This window comes from Romboutsia sp. D33t1_170424_H2 (assembly GCF_015669105.1).
In the GTDB taxonomy this organism is placed as follows: domain Bacteria; phylum Bacillota; class Clostridia; order Peptostreptococcales; family Peptostreptococcaceae; genus Romboutsia_C; species Romboutsia_C hominis.
Window position 1 is genome coordinate 21,874 of the sequence record NZ_JADOZQ010000015.1, and the last position, 19,177, is coordinate 41,050.

The following is a 19,177-nucleotide window of genomic DNA, read 5'->3' on the forward strand; positions in this document are numbered from 1 at the left end:
AATCCCCCTTGTAGAAATTACTTATTATAGTTAAAAATCTATCTTTACTAGTAATTATTTTATGATACATTTTTTAAGTTATTCTTAAGCTATTTTTATTAATTACTATTTAGCTTGTCCTTTTATCGTCTTATTTTTTAATAATAATCTAAATCCATCCATGTTATATAAAAATAGGGAGCTAGTTTTTAGCTCCCTATTTTTATATTATAATATTTATAAGCTACATCAAAGCCCTCTAATATTCTGATTAAACTTTAATGACCCAATCTTTTGGTCCTTGTATATCTTTATATTGTATTCCTCTTAATATATCATAAAGTTCATTAGTAACAGGTCCAATCTTATTATTTTGCACTATATACTCTTTATCTTCATATATAATACTTTTTATAGGCTTTATCATGTATTTAGTAGAACAAGTTCCAATTTCACAAAAGTTATCTATTTCATCTAAATATATATCTCTTTCTTCTACCTTCATATTTAAATAGGTTTTAGCAATATACATAAGAGAATTTTTTGTTATACTAGGTAGTCCTGTTGAAGATTTTAAACTTATAAACACATCATTTTTTGTTATAACAAAAAGATTTGTATTATTTATATCTTCAAGTTTATTATTTTTATTTATATATATAAGTTCTTTATCTTTTAAGCTTTTAGTACTATTACTGACTTCATCTATTCTTTTCCTATCTTTGGTTATTATAATATTTGAAAGATCCATATGTGTAGGTCCTACTGGCGTTACATATATAGAAAATATGTATTCTTTTGGTATTTTAAGGTTTGATTGGTTTGATACTTCACTTATAAATGGTCTTATATATAAGCTAGCTTTGCTATCATATGGTGGTACAAATCTTTCATTAGCTCTCACTACATCTTTTAATGCTTTTATAAACTTTTCTTTTGGTATATTTGGGATTAATAGCTTTTCACAATTTCTATTTAATCTCACTATATTTTCATAAGGTCTAAATAAGTATATATCTCCTTCTTTACTTCTATATGCTTTTAGTTCCTCGAAACACTGTTTTATAGAATTAACATCTAATTTTTTTTCATCTATACTTAGTCTATCTTTTTTTACTTTACCTTCATCCCAATCATTAGCTATATATCTAGATATATAACTATAATCTGTTTCTCTATATTTAAATCCTAGGTTTTTCCAGTCTAAATCAGCATACTCCATAGATTATCCCCCCTAGTTTTATATTTAATTATATATATGTTATTATTTTATTTTTAATACAAAACATATAAATTATAATCTATATATTCCTACAAGGAAATTTTTTGTTTTAAGTTTATAAGTAAAGAGGAACGAAACGTTCCTCTTTGTATTTAATATGTTATATTTGAATTGATTATATTTCTAACTTGTACTTCACTTATCCCAAACTTTCTCGATAGCTCTTTATAGTTACCATTAAAAGATTTTCTAATTATCTTATTTCTAATAGGTTTTAATACACTATTTTCACTAGGTATATAAACACTACTTCCACCAGCTAATTTTATAAGTTCCTTAACATTATCAAGTCCTATTACTTCTTCAATATCAATTAAAGACTCTGGTAAATCTTCTTTAGTTAAATACTTAAGCATAATATCCCTCCATATAATAGATATAGATTGTAATACTTATAATTATTTTACCACTTATATATACCTATATAAACGTTATTTATTCTGCTTATTTCAACATAATATTTATTTTAATCATATTCTCTATGCTTCACTATTATATTCAATTAGGTCTAGCTACATATTTCATTTATGACTAATAATTATCATATTTTCCCAACAATATTAAGTTTTGATGAAGATGGAATATCAGTTGAGTTTCCTGATTTACCAGATTATTTAACTAGTGGTGATTCTACTGAAGAAGCTATTAGTAGAGCAAAAGAAGGCCTTGAACTTCATCTATATGGTATGGAAGAGGATAATGATTTAATACCTGAACCTACTAATATAAAAAATTTACATTTAGAGTCTGATCAGATTCCTGTATTAATAGATGTAGTTATGTCTATTCATAGAAAAGATATAGAGAATCAAGCAGTGAAAAAGACTCTTACAATTCCTCGATGGTTAAATAAAGAAGCTCTTAAACATGATGTTAATTTTTCTCAAATATTACAAGATGCTCTTATGGATGGTCTTGGTTTAAATAAAAATTAAGCTCCTAATTATGCTAGGAGCTATTTTTATTTAAACTAAAAAATTATAGTTTACTATTAAACGTATTTACTATATCACTATAAGATTTAGGTAATGCATTTGCTATCATTCTATCAGATATATAAATTATATTTTTATCCATCTTCATATCCTTTACATTCCACATTGATGGATGAATGTAAACCTTCTTTTTGACTTTATCTTTCTCAACTACTATAAATTCTTCTTTACTTTCCAACATATTGCAACTATAACCGTCTAACTTCAATAACTCTTCAAGTGGATTAAATAACCTTAATTGTTCATCCATATCTAGTTTATTTGCTATTTTCCCACTTTGTCCCCATTCTAAGAGTTGTATTGCTAGCTTTCTATCTAGTTTATTTTGTACTCTTTGATTCCAAAAGTGATTCAAGCACTTATGACATGATTGTTCACAGTCACATGATTGTAATATTTTTAGTGTATATTCTAACAATTCATTAGTTTTGTTTGCAAGTTCTGAGCTGTATCCCGCTCCACTTGATAAACTATCAAATAAGAATATATCTACATATACACAATCTTCTCCTGCTCTTAAACGATATCCACTTCTTATTTCATTAAATTCAATATCTAGTAATCTTCCTGCAGCTAAAACCATTGCTTCTGCTAAAGTTATTGATGCTGAGTTTATCCATAGATCTTCTATATTTGTATTTATTTTTTTATTATCTAGTTTAAATTCAAATATAACCATGTCTGTCATAAATGAATGTCCAAGTACAACATTTTCATGTTCTCTATGGCTACATTTTATATTATTTCTTCTTGGATGCTTATATGGTCTTCCTATTTTACTATTTAATTCTTCTGAACCTACTACTGCAGCACCACAATCTTTACATACATTAAAGCCTTCGCCTTTCGGTCCTTTATTTAAAACTATTAAAGTTTGGTCTGCTCTTTTTGCTTTTCTTATATAACTATAGCCTGAGTTTTCCATGTCATCTTTCGATGGTGTAGTTGAATAACAAGGCTGTTCTGCATAAGATACTTCATTTTCTGCTTCTGATTCTGGTATACTTGTTGCATTCAGCGGTGCAAATCCCCATGGTTTAAGTAAGTTGTCTGTGCTTATGTCATTTCCTTTACAGAATGGACATTTATTATCTTCTGGTAGTTCTAGCCCAAACCATCCACAGGATTTATTTTTACAGTAATATAAGGTTTTAAAGTACTCATTACTCTCAAAATATGGCCTTGCTGGTTTTTCATAGAAGCCTGGCTTGAACTTAGAATGGTGAGTATATATACCACCTGATTTGTAAGTTTTCTTATCTACTACAACTACTCTTCCTGGTGCAAATTCACTTATAGCCATATCTAAGGCTCTATCTGGTTTTTGTTCTATTTTTTCTCCTTTTTTATCTTCTATATACAATCCAACTACATTCTTTGGGAAGGAGTATGTAGGTAAAATACTTTCATCGTACAATACATCTAACAACACCTTTGGGGTATCTTTTTCACTAGTGTATGCTTCCGGCATCTTTAAAACCTTTTCTCTTACTTTTGTTATTTGATTTATTAACGAATCTTTTAATGTTTCTATATTCACAGAAATTATATTTGGTATTAGAATATTTAATTTTTCTTCTGTGTATTGATAATTTTCTATAAATTTAATAAATTGATTATAATCATTTTCAAAAAACTCAACAGCACTTATCTTATCTATACTTTGGTTAATAATAGATAGATATTCTGTAATTAAAATCATGTTAAGATGTCTATAAATTAATTTTTTATTTTCTACATCTATCCATGGTGCTCTCACTTCTCCAGATATTATTTCTTTTGGATTTAAGAAGTAATGAGTATCATGTGGTCCATTATCTGTAAAAGTAACTATAGTTGATATTGCTGCACTTCTTCTTCCTGCTCTACCTGCCCTTTGTTGATAGTTTTCTCTCATTGGTGGTATATTTCTAAGTCCCACCGCTGTTAATGATCCTATATCTATACCAACTTCCATAGTTGTAGTACAACTTAAAATATCAATTGGCATTTCATCATTAACATGTACATCTTGGAATCTCATTTCATAATTCTCCGTGGTTGACCACATTTTTTGTCTTTGGTCTTTATGTGATAACTGAGCTGTATGCTCTTCTGTATTTATAGTTGTTATTAACTCATCACTTTCTAATGATTCTAATACTGGCTCTCTCCAGAATCTAAATCTTTCTAATTCTTTTTCATTCATTTCTTCTACTTTTTCATTTCCGCAGTGAGCACAATAATTCCATAATGTTGTAAAGAATACACCTGAACACTTTTTACAATGATACCAATTTTGATTTTCATTATATTTAAGTGTAATTAAATTTAAATTTAAGTACCTTTTATCACTACCTGTTGGTTTTTCCGTATATTTTAATAAGCACTTATGTATAACTTCTATAGCTTCCTTTGAGTAACTTTTCTTTAATATTTTTTGTATTACTTTAGGGATGTTCTTCTTGTCTTCTATTCCAAAACGTTCAAACTTGCTAGAGCTTACATTTCTTCTTACTTCATCATCTATTTGTTCACCTAATGCAAAGGTATCTTTCATTATAAAGTTTGCCCATGCTGAAAATACCATACAAAATTCATTCCAAGACATATTAATGTCTTCTTCTTCTAATTCATCTTCTATTTCATATTGTAAACTTCTATCACAAGGTTCAATATAACAAAGACCTATATCCGTTAATGAACGATAACTACTACACATTAATTTTAAAATTTGCTCATTATACAGATTAACACTCTCATTTATTCTTCTTTTTAAGGAATCATATTCAACTTCTCTTCCTCTTCTTAAAGCTCTTTCTAGTGCATTTTCAATCTGACTTATATGCTCCTTAAACACTTTACCTTCTTCACCATAGAATAATTGTAAATTATTTTTGTAGGCAATTTCTAAAAATACTATATATAATAAATCCATTGTTGGATTTTTTCTACTTTCTTCTGCCCAATCAGTTAATTGTTTACAAGCCATTACTACTATCTTTCTAGCTGCATCATCATCTGCTGCTCGTGTTAAGTCTTTTGCAAGACCTGCTGCACGCTGTCTACTATCTGAAAATAATAGTACTTTTCTTCCTGCATTTGGAGTTTTCTTAATTTGTTCTTCATCAAATACACTTGGTGGCTGCATCCTTAATTGTTCTGATACAAGGTTATAAAAAGGCTCATTTCCTTTAGTTACAAAGTCACTTACATTCAAGTGAGATTTACTACATTTAGGACAGTTATAGTAAGTTAATACACCTGGTCTTCCTTTTTGTTCCTTATCCTCATAGGAAACATATATAAATCCTTCTTTATCTCTATATCTATCATCTTCATATAATCTACCTGTTATTGAGTTTAAGTATCCCACCTTAGTGCTAGTAGATTTTTCTAACTCTCTGCTCTCTGGTATAATATATAAATGTACTTCTTTCATAGTGTTATCAAACTGTTCACCAATACTATTCCATATAAATCTAGGTTCACTATCATTTTGATCCATGTATGCTTTGAAGAATAGTGCTCCACATCTTCTATCATTTACTAATTCGTAAACTCTACTTCCACAGCATTCACAAGTACTTAGATTTTGATTTAAATATATTTTCCCTAAGGTAATTCCATCATAAGATACTATTTCTTTGCAGTTAGGATTACTACAAGCATATATTCCTTGTAATCCTCTAAACATCATATGTAGTCTTGCAGGGAACAATACTTGACCTTCTTTATTTTTAGCCAATGGTGCTATTCCCAATAATACTTGAGTAGCTTTTTGTGCTACTTCTGTATCTTCCTTTGGAAATACTTTTTGTGCCAGATTAGAGTACGATATTCCATTCCCTCTACAAGTTTTCATAATCTCTATCATAGGTTCTAATTTACTTAAGAATTCATATAGCTTTTCTTGTGCATCTTCAAAGGTTTTAATTTGATTTAAATCTATATTACTAAATCTATTTATAAAAGCTATTATAGCTTCTATTTTTATTGATTCTTCTTTTTGAAACTCATCTATATCTACTAAACTTAATTCTTTTGGATTAACTTTAATAATATTGTTGGTATCTACATTTTGCATACTTCCATGAACTATTTTAAAGTTACTATTATCACTATTTTGAGCTGTGAGATTACAGGCAAAATTTATGATATCATCTTCTTTATTTTTAGGAACACTGGCACTAGTTAGTATGAATCTTACTTTATCTCTTGTAATGTTTAATTTATGAAGTAGTCTTCTTATTAATAAAGAAACTTCTCCACCTGAAGCTCCTCTATACATGTGTGCTTCATCTATGATAATTAATAACTTATTATCCTCAGACTTATCTAACCATTTTTTAGTTTCTTGCCAGATACTTTGTTCTATAGGTCTCATTAACATATACTCTAGCATGGAATAGTTGGTGATTAGTATATCTGGACACATTTGTTGCATTTCTTGTCTTGTGATTAACTCAGCATCATAATCATGAGTTGTATGCCTACCTTGTTTTAAATTATCTATATATTCCTCTAAGTTATACTTAGCAGGATACTTTCCTATTTCTATCAATTTTGATTTAATTACTTCTTCTTTATTTACTAAGTCTTTATAAAGAGTTTGAGCAAGCTCTTTATCTTCCTTTTCATCTTTTTCCCCTGGATAAGGTGTTCTGCCTGTGTACATACCAAATTTAGGTATTCTAGCATTCTTAGATCCAACATTTTTATAAAACATATTTCTGAACTTACCTTCTGTATCCCCAATCATACGCCTAAGTCTTCCAAGTTGGTCAGATACTAGTGCATTCATAGGATATAACATTAAAGCTCTTACACCTTTTTGCTCCCATGTATTTGAACTACTTACAGCTTCACTTACTATACTACTTATCATAGGCCACATAAAACATTCTGTTTTTCCTGAACCTGTACCCGTAGCTATAAATAAATCCTTACCTTCATAAAATCCTTCTAAAGCATTCACCTGATGCTTAAATGGATTTTTAAATACACCTAGTCTATTATTAGACATTTGTGATAATATATCTTTTACTTCTTTTGGTACATTGGAATTTATTATTCCATCTTCCACTACTTCATAGGCTGGATTTGCCTCTATGTATGGCTCTTGAAATAATATTCCTTGTGCCTCTATAGAATTTTCACATGCTTCTATTAATAATTGATTTTCTGCTAAGTACTGAGCCTTAATATAATCTATTAATTTATTTTTTATAGCACTATGAATTTTTGATACTCCGTATTTATTCATTAGTCAATCTCCCTCACTACAATATTCAACTTTTCTAAAATAAGTTTTATTAAGTCCCATATATGTATGCTAAATATTAAATTCATACTATCTGCGATTGAAGTTTTAGGCCATCCTAATGATAGTAGTATATTTTCCTCCTGACTAGGAAGTGCACATTTTAGGTTTAATTCTACACAATCACTTCTATCAATAAATTTATAGTATGCCATGACACTGTTATTTACTTCAGACTTTAAACCATACATAAATCTTCTTACTTCATTATTTTCTACTAAATAAGTATTAAATTGACTTGTATATATTTCTCCATTAACTTTTTTTATTAAGCCATAATCATTGAAATTTTCTCTATATACAGAAATTTCACCTTCTTTTAATTTGTAGTTATTTTCCCAACTATTATAAAAACTCACCTTGCTATATTTATTAAAAATATCACAAGTAATATTCTTTCTATTTTTCCATTGAGAATTAACTACATATTGTTTTAAGATTTCCTTTGCTGTAAAGTTATCTAATCCATGAAACTGTAATATATCCTCATTATTTATTTCCTGTTCTGCATTAACCAGTTCAATTTGAGTTAGGCCTGAATGTATTTTTATATTTCTTGAATTAATGCCTCTAGTTGATTTTACTCCTCTATTTACCAAACATTCTTCGTATAATGGAATCGCTAGATTAGTATTGAAACCTGACTTTATTAACTCCCCAGATTTTATTAGTCTTTCTAGTATAATATCTTGTGGATTTTTATTTGCTTCTTGAGAGTAAAACCAAGGTTTTAGGCCAGGATATAATTCCAGTATATTTTCTAAAAATACTTTCCCTACTATAGATAAATGTTTTCTACTTTGGCCTATTCCTTTTTTATCATCCTCTAAAATATCACCATCAAGAGTAGATATCTTCATCCATAAAGCTAGGGCTGAATAAACAACTCTAGCTTTATAAGTTACATCATCTTCTTCACTATACTTTGATATCTTTAAATCGTTAATAATTTCTTTGAATACTTCATCTTTAATATGCATATTCTTCTTCCATTTCTATAAATATTTCTAAATTCTTAAGTTTGTCGTTATCAAAGTTTTGCTTATTTATAAACTCTTCTAATTTATCTAGCTTTTCTTGACCTTTACAGATCATTCCTAGTGAAAATAGTATCATATAATAAATTCCTATATCTCTATTTGAATCATTGTCTATGTTATTAATAATATTTATAACTTCTAACATTTTAAGCTTTGAGATATTTCCTAAATCTACAAGCTTGTTTAAGCTATTTGATAGTTTAGATTTTCTAACTTCTCTTGTTTCTGTATTTTCTAGTAAATCATCAGATACCCTACAAGGATAAAGTTCATCTATAGGCTCACTTTCTAAAATTGAATCTAAATCTACAGCCATAACATAATTGAATATAGCTTTAGGTAATATATTTATGTTTTCACTTGATTCCATTGAGAATATTAATATTTTATCTTTATTTTCCTTTATTAATGGCATATATACACTATCAGCTATGTTATCTATTGCATTTTCAATTAGCACAACCTTGCTTTCTAAGCTACTTATCTTATCAATAAGTTCTACAACATTAGAGTGTCCAGGTGGGATTACAATTTTATCTGCTGTTGAATTATTTACAGTATAAGATATTGCATCTGCAATTATTCTCGCATTATATCCCACTGCTAGTAAGCCCATATTATTTTTAATAGTTGCATAAGTATATTTTGCAAAATCATAGGCATAATCCTTACCTACTCCAGCACATTCAAAATTATCAGCTAATTCATTTATAAACTCTGATACATCATATATTTCATCAATTTTACCTTCAGTCTGTTTACTAGGTGTGTGATAAATACTGCTATTACTTTCTTTTGGTACTTCAACATTTATCATTGATTGTGTAGCTTCACTTTTTCCTATTCTATTCATAACATAAGTTATGTGATTTATAAAAGCCTCTGACTTATCTTCTAAGGTAGTAATTGATGTTTCAATTTTTTCCTTTTCTTCTGTTATAGAATTTATTTCTTCTTCTAGCTCTATTTTATTAATCTTTAATTCATTTATATTGTTTTCAAGTTCTTTAATTTGTGTATGAAGGTTTTGATTTTCTTCATCCCACTTTTCTTTTGCAAACTTATCAAAGCTGCTACATTTATTTTCTAATAGATTTAATAATCTTTTATTTTCTTGTTCTCTTTTATCATATAAATCTAGTATCCTATTTTTATCCGTGATATAGCTTTCAATCTTTTGGTTTAATTCACTTATTTTAGAATTTGATTTTTCTACCTCTCGTGTGAATTTCATCTCTATGCAAATCTTATCTTCATTTAAGTTAGCTATTTTCTGATCTTTTTTTATTACAATATCATTTAATTCACTACTAAGATCTTCTATTTTAGTATTAAGTTCTTTAATAGCTTTATCTTTAGATTTTATTTCCTCTGCATGTTGTTTTTGTATTAATTTTATCTTTTCATTGTATTTTGTTATAATTTCTTCTTCTAATTTTAATAGTTCTTCTTTTATTGCTTTTTTTATCTTTATTTTTTCTTCTATATAAAGCTTAATTTCTTCACTTAATTCTATATCTATAGCTTTAAAGTATATTATAATATTTTCCTCGAAAGGAGTATTTAATAGTAAAGCTAATAGTTTATCTAATTTTTCATGATTATAATTTGTTAAATTAACTTTTAAATCTTCTATATCAAATTCTGACCTTATTATATTATTTGTTTCAGCTAAGTTAAATTGAATTAACTTAATTAAATATTTACCTAATAAAAAATCTTTTCTTTTATATATTCCTTTATAATAGATTTCTTTAAGTTTATTCTTGTCTAATTTATCTATTCTCCAACCTTTAGTATCTTTGCTAAATTGTTTACTATTTTTCTTAATAAATTGAATTAGTTCTTTATTATCTATTAAATTAATTATACTATAGAATTCTTCTTCACTATATTTTTCAAATTCCTTTTCAATTAAGTCTGTATTATTAATTGGTTTCATTTTTCCTCCTACTTGCTATTTGATTTTCTTTAAAATTCCCTTTGCTCCTATCGGTATCTTATTAGTTACTATATAAGATTTTAACAGACTATACGTTTTTGGGTATCGTTTTATATTTTTTAAGATTGATTTTGTATATGCATCTACTGGCTCATAATAACATTTAAGATTTCTTAGCCTTCTATATATTTCAAAATCATCAAAGGTTTGATTAGATTCTATTTTGTTTTTTTCATATTCTAAAATAGTTTTATTTTTTAAGCCTATTTTTATTGATAATCTATCCCCAAATTTAATATCTTCTATTACGGTTTCTAAACTTTTAATTTTATAGTTTCTAAATAATATATCATTTCTATAGTGTAATAACTCTATTTCAGAATTAGAGTATAATTTCAACTTTCCATCTATAGGAAGTTTTTGATATTTTCCTTGTTCTATTACCTTTTCATCTATATCTTTAATTAAAATTTCATTATTGAAACCTTTTATCTCTTCATTATGTTTAGATACAAATAAATATTTTGAGTTGTATTCATCATTTATGTTAATAGCTTTTTCAATAGAGCTTGGTAACATCTTTATTAAATATTTGTTTTTATCTATATTTTCAATAAGCATTTCTACATAGCTATTCTTTTGGTGCCTAAAGGCTCTTGTATTTTTTTCAGTAGAGTTTATTAGTAATAGATTATACCTTTCATAAAACATTTCTACTTTATTGTTCTTTTTTACCATCGGAGGCCATAATGATACTATATATGATGGTTTATTAACTAAACTCACTTTAAAGCTTTCTCTACAAAATTCAGATATTAATTTCGCTTGTTTTCCTATTAAGCTAAATCTTATTTTATATACCTTATAGCTTCCATTGGAGAATACAATATCACCATATTCTTCGTACGTTATACCATCATAGTATCCAAACATATTACCATATTTATAAATACAAAGGTAATCTGTATCTGCTTCAATTTCTTCATTAATCCTTATTTTTCGTCCACCATTTTCACCATATTTAAATAATGCTCCATTTGTATTTATACCTTCTATTTCTTCTCCCCATTTTTCATTGACTAAAGCCTTTGTTTCTTTTGAGGAATATTCTAGGTTATATTTCGATGATATAAAGTTTATTGGTTTTAGAGTGGTAGTATTTGAGAAGAAATTTATTTTATCTATATAGTATTCCTTTTGATAACTAGATAAATTTTTTGCAGGTTTTATAGTTATCTTTGATTGTTTTTCTCTTAAGTCATTTATTGTTTTATCTCCTAATGAATAAAATCCTATATATAGTTGGTATTTGTTATTATTTTCTTTCTTTAGATATAATGGTAAACCTACTCTTTGATACACTGATAGTTGACCTTGTGAATCTATTCTAAGTTCACATTGTTTAGTTTCTTCAGTAGTATTAGTGTGTCTAAAAAAAGTTTTTCCTTTATTTCTGTAGACATAGGTAACATACTCTCCACAGTTAGTGCAAAAGAATTTTTTTTCTTCAAATGATATAGATCTTTTATATGTATCTTTTATATAGTCTGCGGATACTATTCTTACTTCTCCTATTTTATAATTTTCCTTAGCTCTATCCATACATCTCCTTAAGCATTGCTATTATTATTTATATATTTTTCATAATTAATTTTATCACACTAAATAACTAATTTTTCTATTTTTTTTAATATTATTAAATTATAGCTTATACATATCCAAATAATTACATAAAATTTATGTATTATAATCAGCCTTTTAAATTGAATCATTTAAACACTTTAAATAATTTAATTTGCTCTATATCAATATTCTTTAGACATAATCAATCCAATTAACATATCTAACTCAAACTGGTACAAATTCCACTATGAATTTAATACTATAAACTATACAAGTAAAATCTAAGGTGGTTACACCACATGAAAACAATACTAGAAGTAAAAAACCTCTACAAAAACTTCTATAACAAAGAAGGTGAAATAGAAGTCCTAAGAAACATTAACTGTACTCTAGAAGAAGGATAAATTTTAACACTGCTTGGACTATCTGGAAGTGGTAAATCTACAATACCAAACATACTAACAAAACTTCTAAAACCACCATCAGGTGAAGTAAATATCAATGATAATATAGGCTATATGTTTCAAAAAGATCACTTATTAGAGTGGCGAACTATAATAGATAATATAACTATTGGACTAGAAATACAAAAAAATAAAACCCCTGAAAATATAGCTAGAGTTGAAAATCTTTTAAAAACTTATGATCTATGAGATTTCAGAAATAGGTATCCAAAAGAACTTTCTGGTTGTATGAGACAAAGGGTTGCTCTTATTCGTACATTATCTGCAAATCCAGATATACTACTATTAGATGAACTGTTCTCTGCACTTGATTATCAAACAAGATTATTAATTTTAGATGATGTATACAAACTCATTCGAAATGAAGGTAAATCTGCTATTCTCGTGATGCACGATCTTCCAGATGCACTATGTATAAAAGTGCGACTTTAGAAAATGATGATATAATAGATCTACCTAAGATAGATATAAGTACAACTCAAGAACTAAAAAACATTGATCCAGTAGATATAAACTTAAACGCTCATGAATTTAAAGAAGATACATTTGGAGATAGACTTAGAAAGTCTAGAATTGAGTTAGTATTATCAATTTCCGAAATCACAGAACTATGCGGTGTTACTAAATCTGTTATTAGTGGCTATGAACTTAATAGATATGTTCCAACTAAAGAAGTTCTTAATCTATTATCGTCTAAGTTTGATATGAATTATATTTGTGTGGAAGGTTACACAAAACTATTATATAATTTTGATGAATTTTTAGACAAGCTTAAGCTGCGGATAGATAAAAATAATTACACTAGGTTAAATGCTGCAAATAAATTAAGCATATCTCCTAGCTTATTTAGATTTTGGTTTAATAGAGGTACTATTAGCATAAGTACATATAATAGAATAAAAAATAACTTAAATAAATTCCAATTACTGTGATAATCATCATTCATATTGATACGTATTAATGTACGTTCTATAATCATTTTAGGAAAATCAAAAGATGAAAACTTATCTTTCCATAATAATAATTAAAAGTATTTTAAAAAAATCAAGCTCCTAACTAACGCTAAAAGCTTGATTTCTTATTTTATTATAGGACTATATTTTAAATTATTTAATATATATAATGGTTACTTTGCTATTTATATTGCTTTATTTTTTCTATACTCTTTTTATATAATACCTAATCTATTCTTTATATTAGGTAATTTTTTTGTAAATACAAAGTAAAAATTCTCTCCTTCATCTATCTTAATACGATAAAATTCATCTAATAAAATTTCATTTATTTCCTTGATTTCGCTCTCATCTCTTACAAACTTTAAACGGAAAGTTAATGCCTTAATAAATTTATGCCACTCTAAAATAAATTTCTTATTTTCATCATAGTTTTCAATTCCTACCCACTTTTTAACCTTAACATCTTTTAAATTCTCTTTAGGGCAATTTCCTACCTGTAAAAAGTACTTAAAATCATCATCTTTGTACACTCTTCCAAGAGGGAATAAACGACAAATATTTGGACGTTTAGCATGAATAGTACATCGCCCTTCTTCGTTTAAAAAGCTACATCTTTTATTCTTATCATCTTGCATATTTAAATATGGTAATAAAATTTTGTTGTTTTCACGTAATTTAATATTATTTCCTAGTAACTCATCAAATCCTACACCTAAATAATTCACCATTTCATATATATCAAAAGGTGTAAGCACTACTAGTTCTCCAACATCACAACAACAATCACTACATCCATCGCAACCACATGTATCTGCTTTTACTGTGTCTTCAATGTCATATAATTTTCCATCTGATATTTCTTCTAGTATATTTATTCGTTTCATATATTTCTCATCCTCATTTATTATTTAGATTTTATTAAATTTCAAATAAGATATTACCATACTAAAAATATTCTTACAACTTATCATCATCCTATATTATATAGTCTAGTTTTTATATAAAAAAATCCTCTTAATCTTAAAGAGGACTTTGTGTTATACAGTAAAATAGTAAAACTATTTTCATAAGATTTTCACAAAGAAAGTGTTACAATATGTAGCATTTAATTAGTTTCTATATTGACAGTTTTTAAATAAAGTTATAATATCAAAAAGACTGTAGTTTTTTATAGTACATAGAAAATTATGTTCATTTTAAAACTATTATTAAGTATAACTTTTTATATTTATATAATCATAAAATTAAAATAAAGGATGATAAAAAATGACACAACAAAATTTAAACTTGATTGATGAGGTTAAAAGAAGAAGAACCTTTGCAATCATTTCCCATCCCGATGCAGGAAAGACTACATTAACTGAAAAGTTTCTATTATATGGTGGTGCCATTCGTGAAGCAGGATCAGTTAAATCAAGAAGATCTCAAAAACATGCAGTATCTGACTGGATGGAAATTGAAAAACAAAGAGGTATATCAGTTGCATCAAGTGTTCTTCAATTTGAATATAATAACTTTTGTATAAATATTCTTGATACTCCTGGGCATCAAGATTTCAGTGAGGACACTTATAGAACTCTTATGGCAGCAGACTGTGCAGTAATGGTTATTGACTCTGCTAAAGGTGTTGAGGATCAGACAAAGAAATTATTCCATGTTTGTAAAATGAGAGGAATTCCAATATTCACTTTTATCAATAAAATGGACCGTCAAGGAAAAGATCCATTTGAGCTAATTGAAGATATTGAAAATGTCTTAGGAATTCGTTCTTGTCCAGTAAACTGGCCAATTGGTTCTGGTAAAGAATTTAAAGGTGTGTTTAATCGTCATAAAAATCAAGTTGAATTATTTGATGATGGTAACCATGGACAATCTATTGCTAATTCTATAACTGGAGATGTATCTGATGAAAAATTTAATACTTTATTAGGTGATGCTCTTCATTCAAAATTATTAGAAGATATTGAACTTTTAGATATTGCTGGAGATAATTTTGACTTAGATAAAATATTAAATGGTGAATTAACTCCTGTGTTCTTCGGAAGTGCCCTTACTAACTTTGGTGTAGAACCATTCTTAGAATCGTTCCTAGAAATAACACCACCACCAACTCCTCGTAGTAGTAATTTAGGTGATATTGACCCTAGTTCGGATAACTTCTCAGGATTTATATTTAAAATTCAAGCCAATATGGATAAATCTCATAGAGATAGAATTGCATTCCTTCGAATTTGCTCTGGTAAATTTGAAAAAGGTATGACAGTAAATCATGTACAAAGAAAGAAAAAGATAAAACTTTCTCAACCTCAACAGTTTGTAGCACAAGACCGTGTTATAATAGATACAGCTTACCCAGGTGACATTATAGGTATACATGACCCAGGTATATTTAACATTGGTGATACATTAAGTGAAAAGCAATCAAATTTACAATACAGTGGTATACCACAATTTGCGCCTGAATATTTTGCAAGAGTTTCTACAAAAAATGCTCTTAAAAGAAAGCAGTTCGTAAAGGGTATTACACAGTTATCAGAAGAAGGTGCTATACAGGTATTCAAACAACCTAATTCTGGTATGGAAGAACTTATTATAGGTGTAGTCGGAGTTTTACAATTTGAAGTTTTAGAATATCGTCTAAAACAAGAATATGGTGTTGAGATGTTAATGAATTCACTACCTTATCGCTATGTACGTTGGATTGAAAATGATCTTTCCAAATATGGTAAGCTTTCAATGCCAATGGATACATTATTAGTTGAAGATAAAAATAGCAACCCAGTAGTGTTATTCCAAAATGAATGGTCTATTAGAACTCTAATTGAAAGAAACGAAAATATAGTTTTAAAAGAAACTTCTTTATAAAAAATTCGCTTCGCTTGAGCCACTGTGTGGGCGAATAATTTCATGTCGCCAACGACTTCGTCCGTTGCTAAAAATAAATGTTAATCCCCCTACGTCTATTTTTAAACGTAGGGGGATTAATTGCATATTAAAAGCTTCATAGTTTTTTTCTCTGAATTTTAAATGTTTATCTCATACTATTACTATCTAATAATTTTTCTAGATAATACTACTAAAAAATAACTCATCGTAGATACTCCAAAAAATGCTTGTACTAATACAATCATTTTTGTAAGTTCATTTAATGGTAATATATCTCCATAACCAACAGTAAAGAAAGTTATACCACTAATATATATATAATCTATAAAACTCGTAGCATTTTCAAACTTAAAATATGGACATGTAAAGTACAATATAGCAAATCCTAAAATCATAATAATAATTAGTATAAACATTCTTAAGGGACATGTTCCATAATCACTTACTAACCAGTTAATATAATTTATTAATTTACTACTCTTTTTTTCAGTATAGAATTTATTTTCAAGTTGTCTATATTTTGAATAGCATAGATCTTCCGATATATATTGACCAATGTTTTTGAAATTTTCCTTTAACATTAATAATTGTTCTATATCTTTTGTTTCACTTACTCTACTAACAATAATAGGTAATACTTCTTTAAAATTACGTATGTGAATTTTACCATTATTTAATGTTTTATCAAATTCTAAAGTCTTCGGTATTTTATCAAAAGTTAACTTCGTATCAGAATTTATAATACAATTTTTTATACTCATTTCCACATCATTAAGAGTATGAATTTCTACTAATCCATTGAATTCACATCCAAAAATAGATATTTTATTTGCTGTTAATTCTCTTGCATCTATTTTATCAAACTCACAATGGTCTAAATCTAATGAATCTATTTTTGCCTTAATAAAACAAACTTCTTTAATTGTCCCTATAGGGTTACCTATCCTCAATTCAGTATTAGCCATATCTGCTAGTAAAAAACTTATATCCAATTCATTTCTTATAAACTCAAACCAGACTTTAGAATTGTTATACTGTGTATAGTTGCACGATATAATACCATTATTGTACAGACCTTTACTACAACTCGCTCCAAATATAGATAACTCTGATTCATAAAATTTTGAGTTGTCAAAATATAGTCCACCTTTCAAAACTTCAATATTGGCTAAATTCATTAGTGTTTTAAAAAATATTGAATAATTGAAACACATATCTCCATTTTCAATACTCAACTGAAGTAGACTTACTAAATAATTTTCTTTTTCTTCTGCATTCCAAAAAGAACAACGTGCATTAAAACTTCTTATTTTTTTCAATGCATCCCTTTCAATTTCATATAGCTTATCTGTTCCATACCAAGAGAAATTATCTATATAAGTATAGTTTAGATTTATATCTTCCCCCTTCTCATATTTCTGTCTAAGGTCTTCATAGTCTATATACGCTAATTGTGCTATTTGTATTTCTTCTCCAGCTTCATTAATTGAGTAAACTGCAACTGTATTAATAATTTTAATATTAGTTATTGGTGATCTTAAAATACCTATATTACTTTTATTTGAATTATCTTTTTCCATTATCCAAAATGTATCATCTGGATTTTCAATTACTTTAGTGTATACTTGTTTCATATTTCTCCCTCTAGAATCTATATACTATAATAAAAATTAATCATAGGCATTAACCTATGATTTAAAATTCCCTTTAATTAGTTACCATGTTCATTTAATTATATCATTAATTCATATGTACCTCTACTATTTGCATTGTTCAGTTTCTTCATACTTTCCGCTTAAAACATCTTTAATCCTATAATCTAAATCTCTCCAATTTTCTATTCTATAAAAATCATTTACATTATCTAATATAAGTACTAATTTTTCTCTCTTTAATAAACAATTCTTAAAAGTAACTAAATATATAATCCACTTATTTAATTTACTTCTAATCCCTATATATAACCCAACTTGTTCATATAAAAGATACCATCTAAAATAAAAAATAAGTGGTATTGATCCTGATATACATACTATATCTATAGATATACTTTTCCAAAACACTATATCTTTTATATCATCTATATTAGCAATAAACCCTTTAAATCCATAATAAATCATTACCATAGATATAATTATCAATCCACCATTGAATACTTTTTTTACATAAGGTGATACATCCTTATAATCACACATAACTAAACATCCTGAACATATAACTGCTAATGGTATTATCAATAACTCTCCTATTAAGCTCATAGTGTATGAATTAATTATAAATAAAGGTATTATACTAAATTTAATTATATCTTTAATTATATACTTTACTGTTATAGTTTTATAATTTTCTATTACTCTAAATATTACTGGTAAAAGCCCAAATAAAACCCACCATATATAATCTTTTATTATAGTTGATTTTAAATATCCTAATTTATATAGTAAAAAACCAAATGCTAATATGTAAATAACCATAACTATTCCTGGAATAGTTACAAGAATCTTTTTTATTGATTTCATTAAACCTTTTATGCTGCTTCTTATTTTTTTATCCCTTATAAAGAATATACAAGCAATAATACACCATATTATCATTGCTTGTTCCCTTGTTGTAAATATTTTACTTATTGTGTCTATTATGTTTATAAAAATCACTTCCTTATTTTTAATATTCTATAAGAAAAAGAGAGTAATCTAGTACTCCCTTTC

12 protein-coding genes and 1 pseudogene are annotated in these 19,177 nt (G+C 27.0%); 4 read left to right on the forward strand and 9 right to left on the reverse strand.

The genetic code is table 11. The features are described from left to right. Positions 1-250 precede the first annotated feature (250 nt). Positions 251-1,201, reverse strand: coding sequence for an aminotransferase class IV (locus I4U66_RS12745; protein ID WP_195929101.1), 951 nt, complete (start codon positions 1,199-1,201; stop codon positions 251-253). A gap of 152 nt (positions 1,202-1,353) precedes the next feature. Next, positions 1,354-1,617 carry a Mor transcription activator family protein gene (locus I4U66_RS12750; RefSeq protein ID WP_092926106.1) on the reverse strand — a complete coding sequence of 88 codons (264 nt, stop codon included), beginning with the start codon at positions 1,615-1,617 and terminating at the stop codon, positions 1,354-1,356. 171 nt (positions 1,618-1,788) lie between these two features. Here I4U66_RS12750 and I4U66_RS12755 point away from each other — a divergent pair, with 171 nt between their 5' ends. After that, positions 1,789-2,196, forward strand: a complete 408-nt coding sequence (locus tag I4U66_RS12755) for a type II toxin-antitoxin system HicB family antitoxin (protein ID WP_195929103.1) — start codon at positions 1,789-1,791, stop codon at positions 2,194-2,196. Positions 2,197-2,239: 43 nt separating this feature from the next. On the opposite strand, the gene I4U66_RS12760 is transcribed toward I4U66_RS12755, so the two are convergent. The 4 genes from I4U66_RS12760 to I4U66_RS12775 are packed head-to-tail and all read right to left on the reverse strand — an operon-like array spanning position 2,240 to position 12,142. Further along, positions 2,240-7,501, reverse strand: a complete 5,262-nt coding sequence (locus I4U66_RS12760) for a DEAD/DEAH box helicase (protein WP_195929105.1) — start codon at positions 7,499-7,501, stop codon at positions 2,240-2,242. Beyond that, positions 7,501-8,538: a hypothetical protein gene (locus I4U66_RS12765; protein ID WP_195929107.1), complete on the reverse strand. Its 1,038-nt coding sequence runs from the start codon at positions 8,536-8,538 to the stop codon at positions 7,501-7,503. The genes I4U66_RS12760 and I4U66_RS12765 overlap by 1 nt, the downstream gene beginning before the upstream one ends. Next, positions 8,528-10,540 carry a hypothetical protein gene (locus I4U66_RS12770; protein WP_195929109.1) on the reverse strand — a complete coding sequence of 671 codons (2,013 nt, stop codon included), beginning with the start codon at positions 10,538-10,540 and terminating at the stop codon, positions 8,528-8,530. The genes I4U66_RS12765 and I4U66_RS12770 overlap by 11 nt, the downstream gene beginning before the upstream one ends. A gap of 15 nt (positions 10,541-10,555) precedes the next feature. Continuing rightward, on the reverse strand, positions 10,556-12,142 hold the full coding sequence (locus I4U66_RS12775) for a hypothetical protein (RefSeq protein WP_195929111.1): 1,587 nt from the start codon (positions 12,140-12,142) through the stop codon (positions 10,556-10,558). 434 nt (positions 12,143-12,576) lie between these two features. Between I4U66_RS12775 and I4U66_RS14990 the strand changes: the two are divergent. Beyond that, a pseudogene (locus I4U66_RS14990) lies at positions 12,577-13,059 on the forward strand (ATP-binding cassette domain-containing protein). Continuing rightward, positions 13,038-13,559 (forward strand): helix-turn-helix domain-containing protein, encoded by a 522-nt coding sequence (locus I4U66_RS12785; protein WP_195929113.1) that lies wholly within the window; start codon positions 13,038-13,040, stop codon positions 13,557-13,559. The pseudogene I4U66_RS14990 and the gene I4U66_RS12785 overlap by 22 nt, the downstream one beginning before the upstream one ends. Positions 13,560-13,795: 236 nt before the next feature. On the opposite strand, the gene I4U66_RS12790 is transcribed toward I4U66_RS12785, so the two are convergent. After that, on the reverse strand, positions 13,796-14,467 hold the full coding sequence (locus I4U66_RS12790; RefSeq protein WP_195929115.1) for a YkgJ family cysteine cluster protein: 672 nt from the start codon (positions 14,465-14,467) through the stop codon (positions 13,796-13,798). 382 nt (positions 14,468-14,849) lie between these two features. Here I4U66_RS12790 and I4U66_RS12795 point away from each other — a divergent pair, with 382 nt between their 5' ends. Further along, the gene (locus tag I4U66_RS12795) at positions 14,850-16,448 is read left to right on the forward strand and encodes a peptide chain release factor 3 (protein ID WP_195929117.1); all 1,599 of its coding nucleotides are present in this window, start codon (positions 14,850-14,852) and stop codon (positions 16,446-16,448) included. A 182-nt stretch (positions 16,449-16,630) separates the two neighbouring features. Here the strand turns inward: I4U66_RS12795 and I4U66_RS12800 are convergent, their stop codons facing one another. Together I4U66_RS12800 and I4U66_RS12805 are read right to left on the reverse strand one after the other, a co-directional pair. Next, on the reverse strand, positions 16,631-18,103 hold the full coding sequence (locus I4U66_RS12800; RefSeq protein WP_195929119.1) for a potassium channel family protein: 1,473 nt from the start codon (positions 18,101-18,103) through the stop codon (positions 16,631-16,633). Positions 18,104-18,229: 126 nt separating this feature from the next. Beyond that, positions 18,230-19,063 (reverse strand): hypothetical protein, encoded by an 834-nt coding sequence (locus I4U66_RS12805; protein ID WP_207743636.1) that lies wholly within the window; start codon positions 19,061-19,063, stop codon positions 18,230-18,232. Positions 19,064-19,177 lie beyond the last annotated feature (114 nt).

Coding starts and splice junctions, on each gene's coding strand:
- I4U66_RS12745 (WP_195929101.1), bottom strand. CDS start 1,201: ATGGAGTATGCTGATTTAGACTGGAAAAACCTAGGATTTAAATATAGA.
- I4U66_RS12750 (WP_092926106.1), bottom strand. CDS start 1,617: ATGCTTAAGTATTTAACTAAAGAAGATTTACCAGAGTCTTTAATTGAT.
- I4U66_RS12755 (WP_195929103.1), top strand. CDS start 1,789: ATGACTAATAATTATCATATTTTCCCAACAATATTAAGTTTTGATGAA.
- I4U66_RS12760 (WP_195929105.1), bottom strand. CDS start 7,501: ATGAATAAATACGGAGTATCAAAAATTCATAGTGCTATAAAAAATAAA.
- I4U66_RS12765 (WP_195929107.1), bottom strand. CDS start 8,538: ATGCATATTAAAGATGAAGTATTCAAAGAAATTATTAACGATTTAAAG.
- I4U66_RS12770 (WP_195929109.1), bottom strand. CDS start 10,540: ATGAAACCAATTAATAATACAGACTTAATTGAAAAGGAATTTGAAAAA.
- I4U66_RS12775 (WP_195929111.1), bottom strand. CDS start 12,142: ATGGATAGAGCTAAGGAAAATTATAAAATAGGAGAAGTAAGAATAGTA.
- I4U66_RS12785 (WP_195929113.1), top strand. CDS start 13,038: ATGTATAAAAGTGCGACTTTAGAAAATGATGATATAATAGATCTACCT.
- I4U66_RS12790 (WP_195929115.1), bottom strand. CDS start 14,467: ATGAAACGAATAAATATACTAGAAGAAATATCAGATGGAAAATTATAT.
- I4U66_RS12795 (WP_195929117.1), top strand. CDS start 14,850: ATGACACAACAAAATTTAAACTTGATTGATGAGGTTAAAAGAAGAAGA.
- I4U66_RS12800 (WP_195929119.1), bottom strand. CDS start 18,103: ATGAAACAAGTATACACTAAAGTAATTGAAAATCCAGATGATACATTT.
- I4U66_RS12805 (WP_207743636.1), bottom strand. CDS start 19,063: ATGATAATATGGTGTATTATTGCTTGTATATTCTTTATAAGGGATAAA.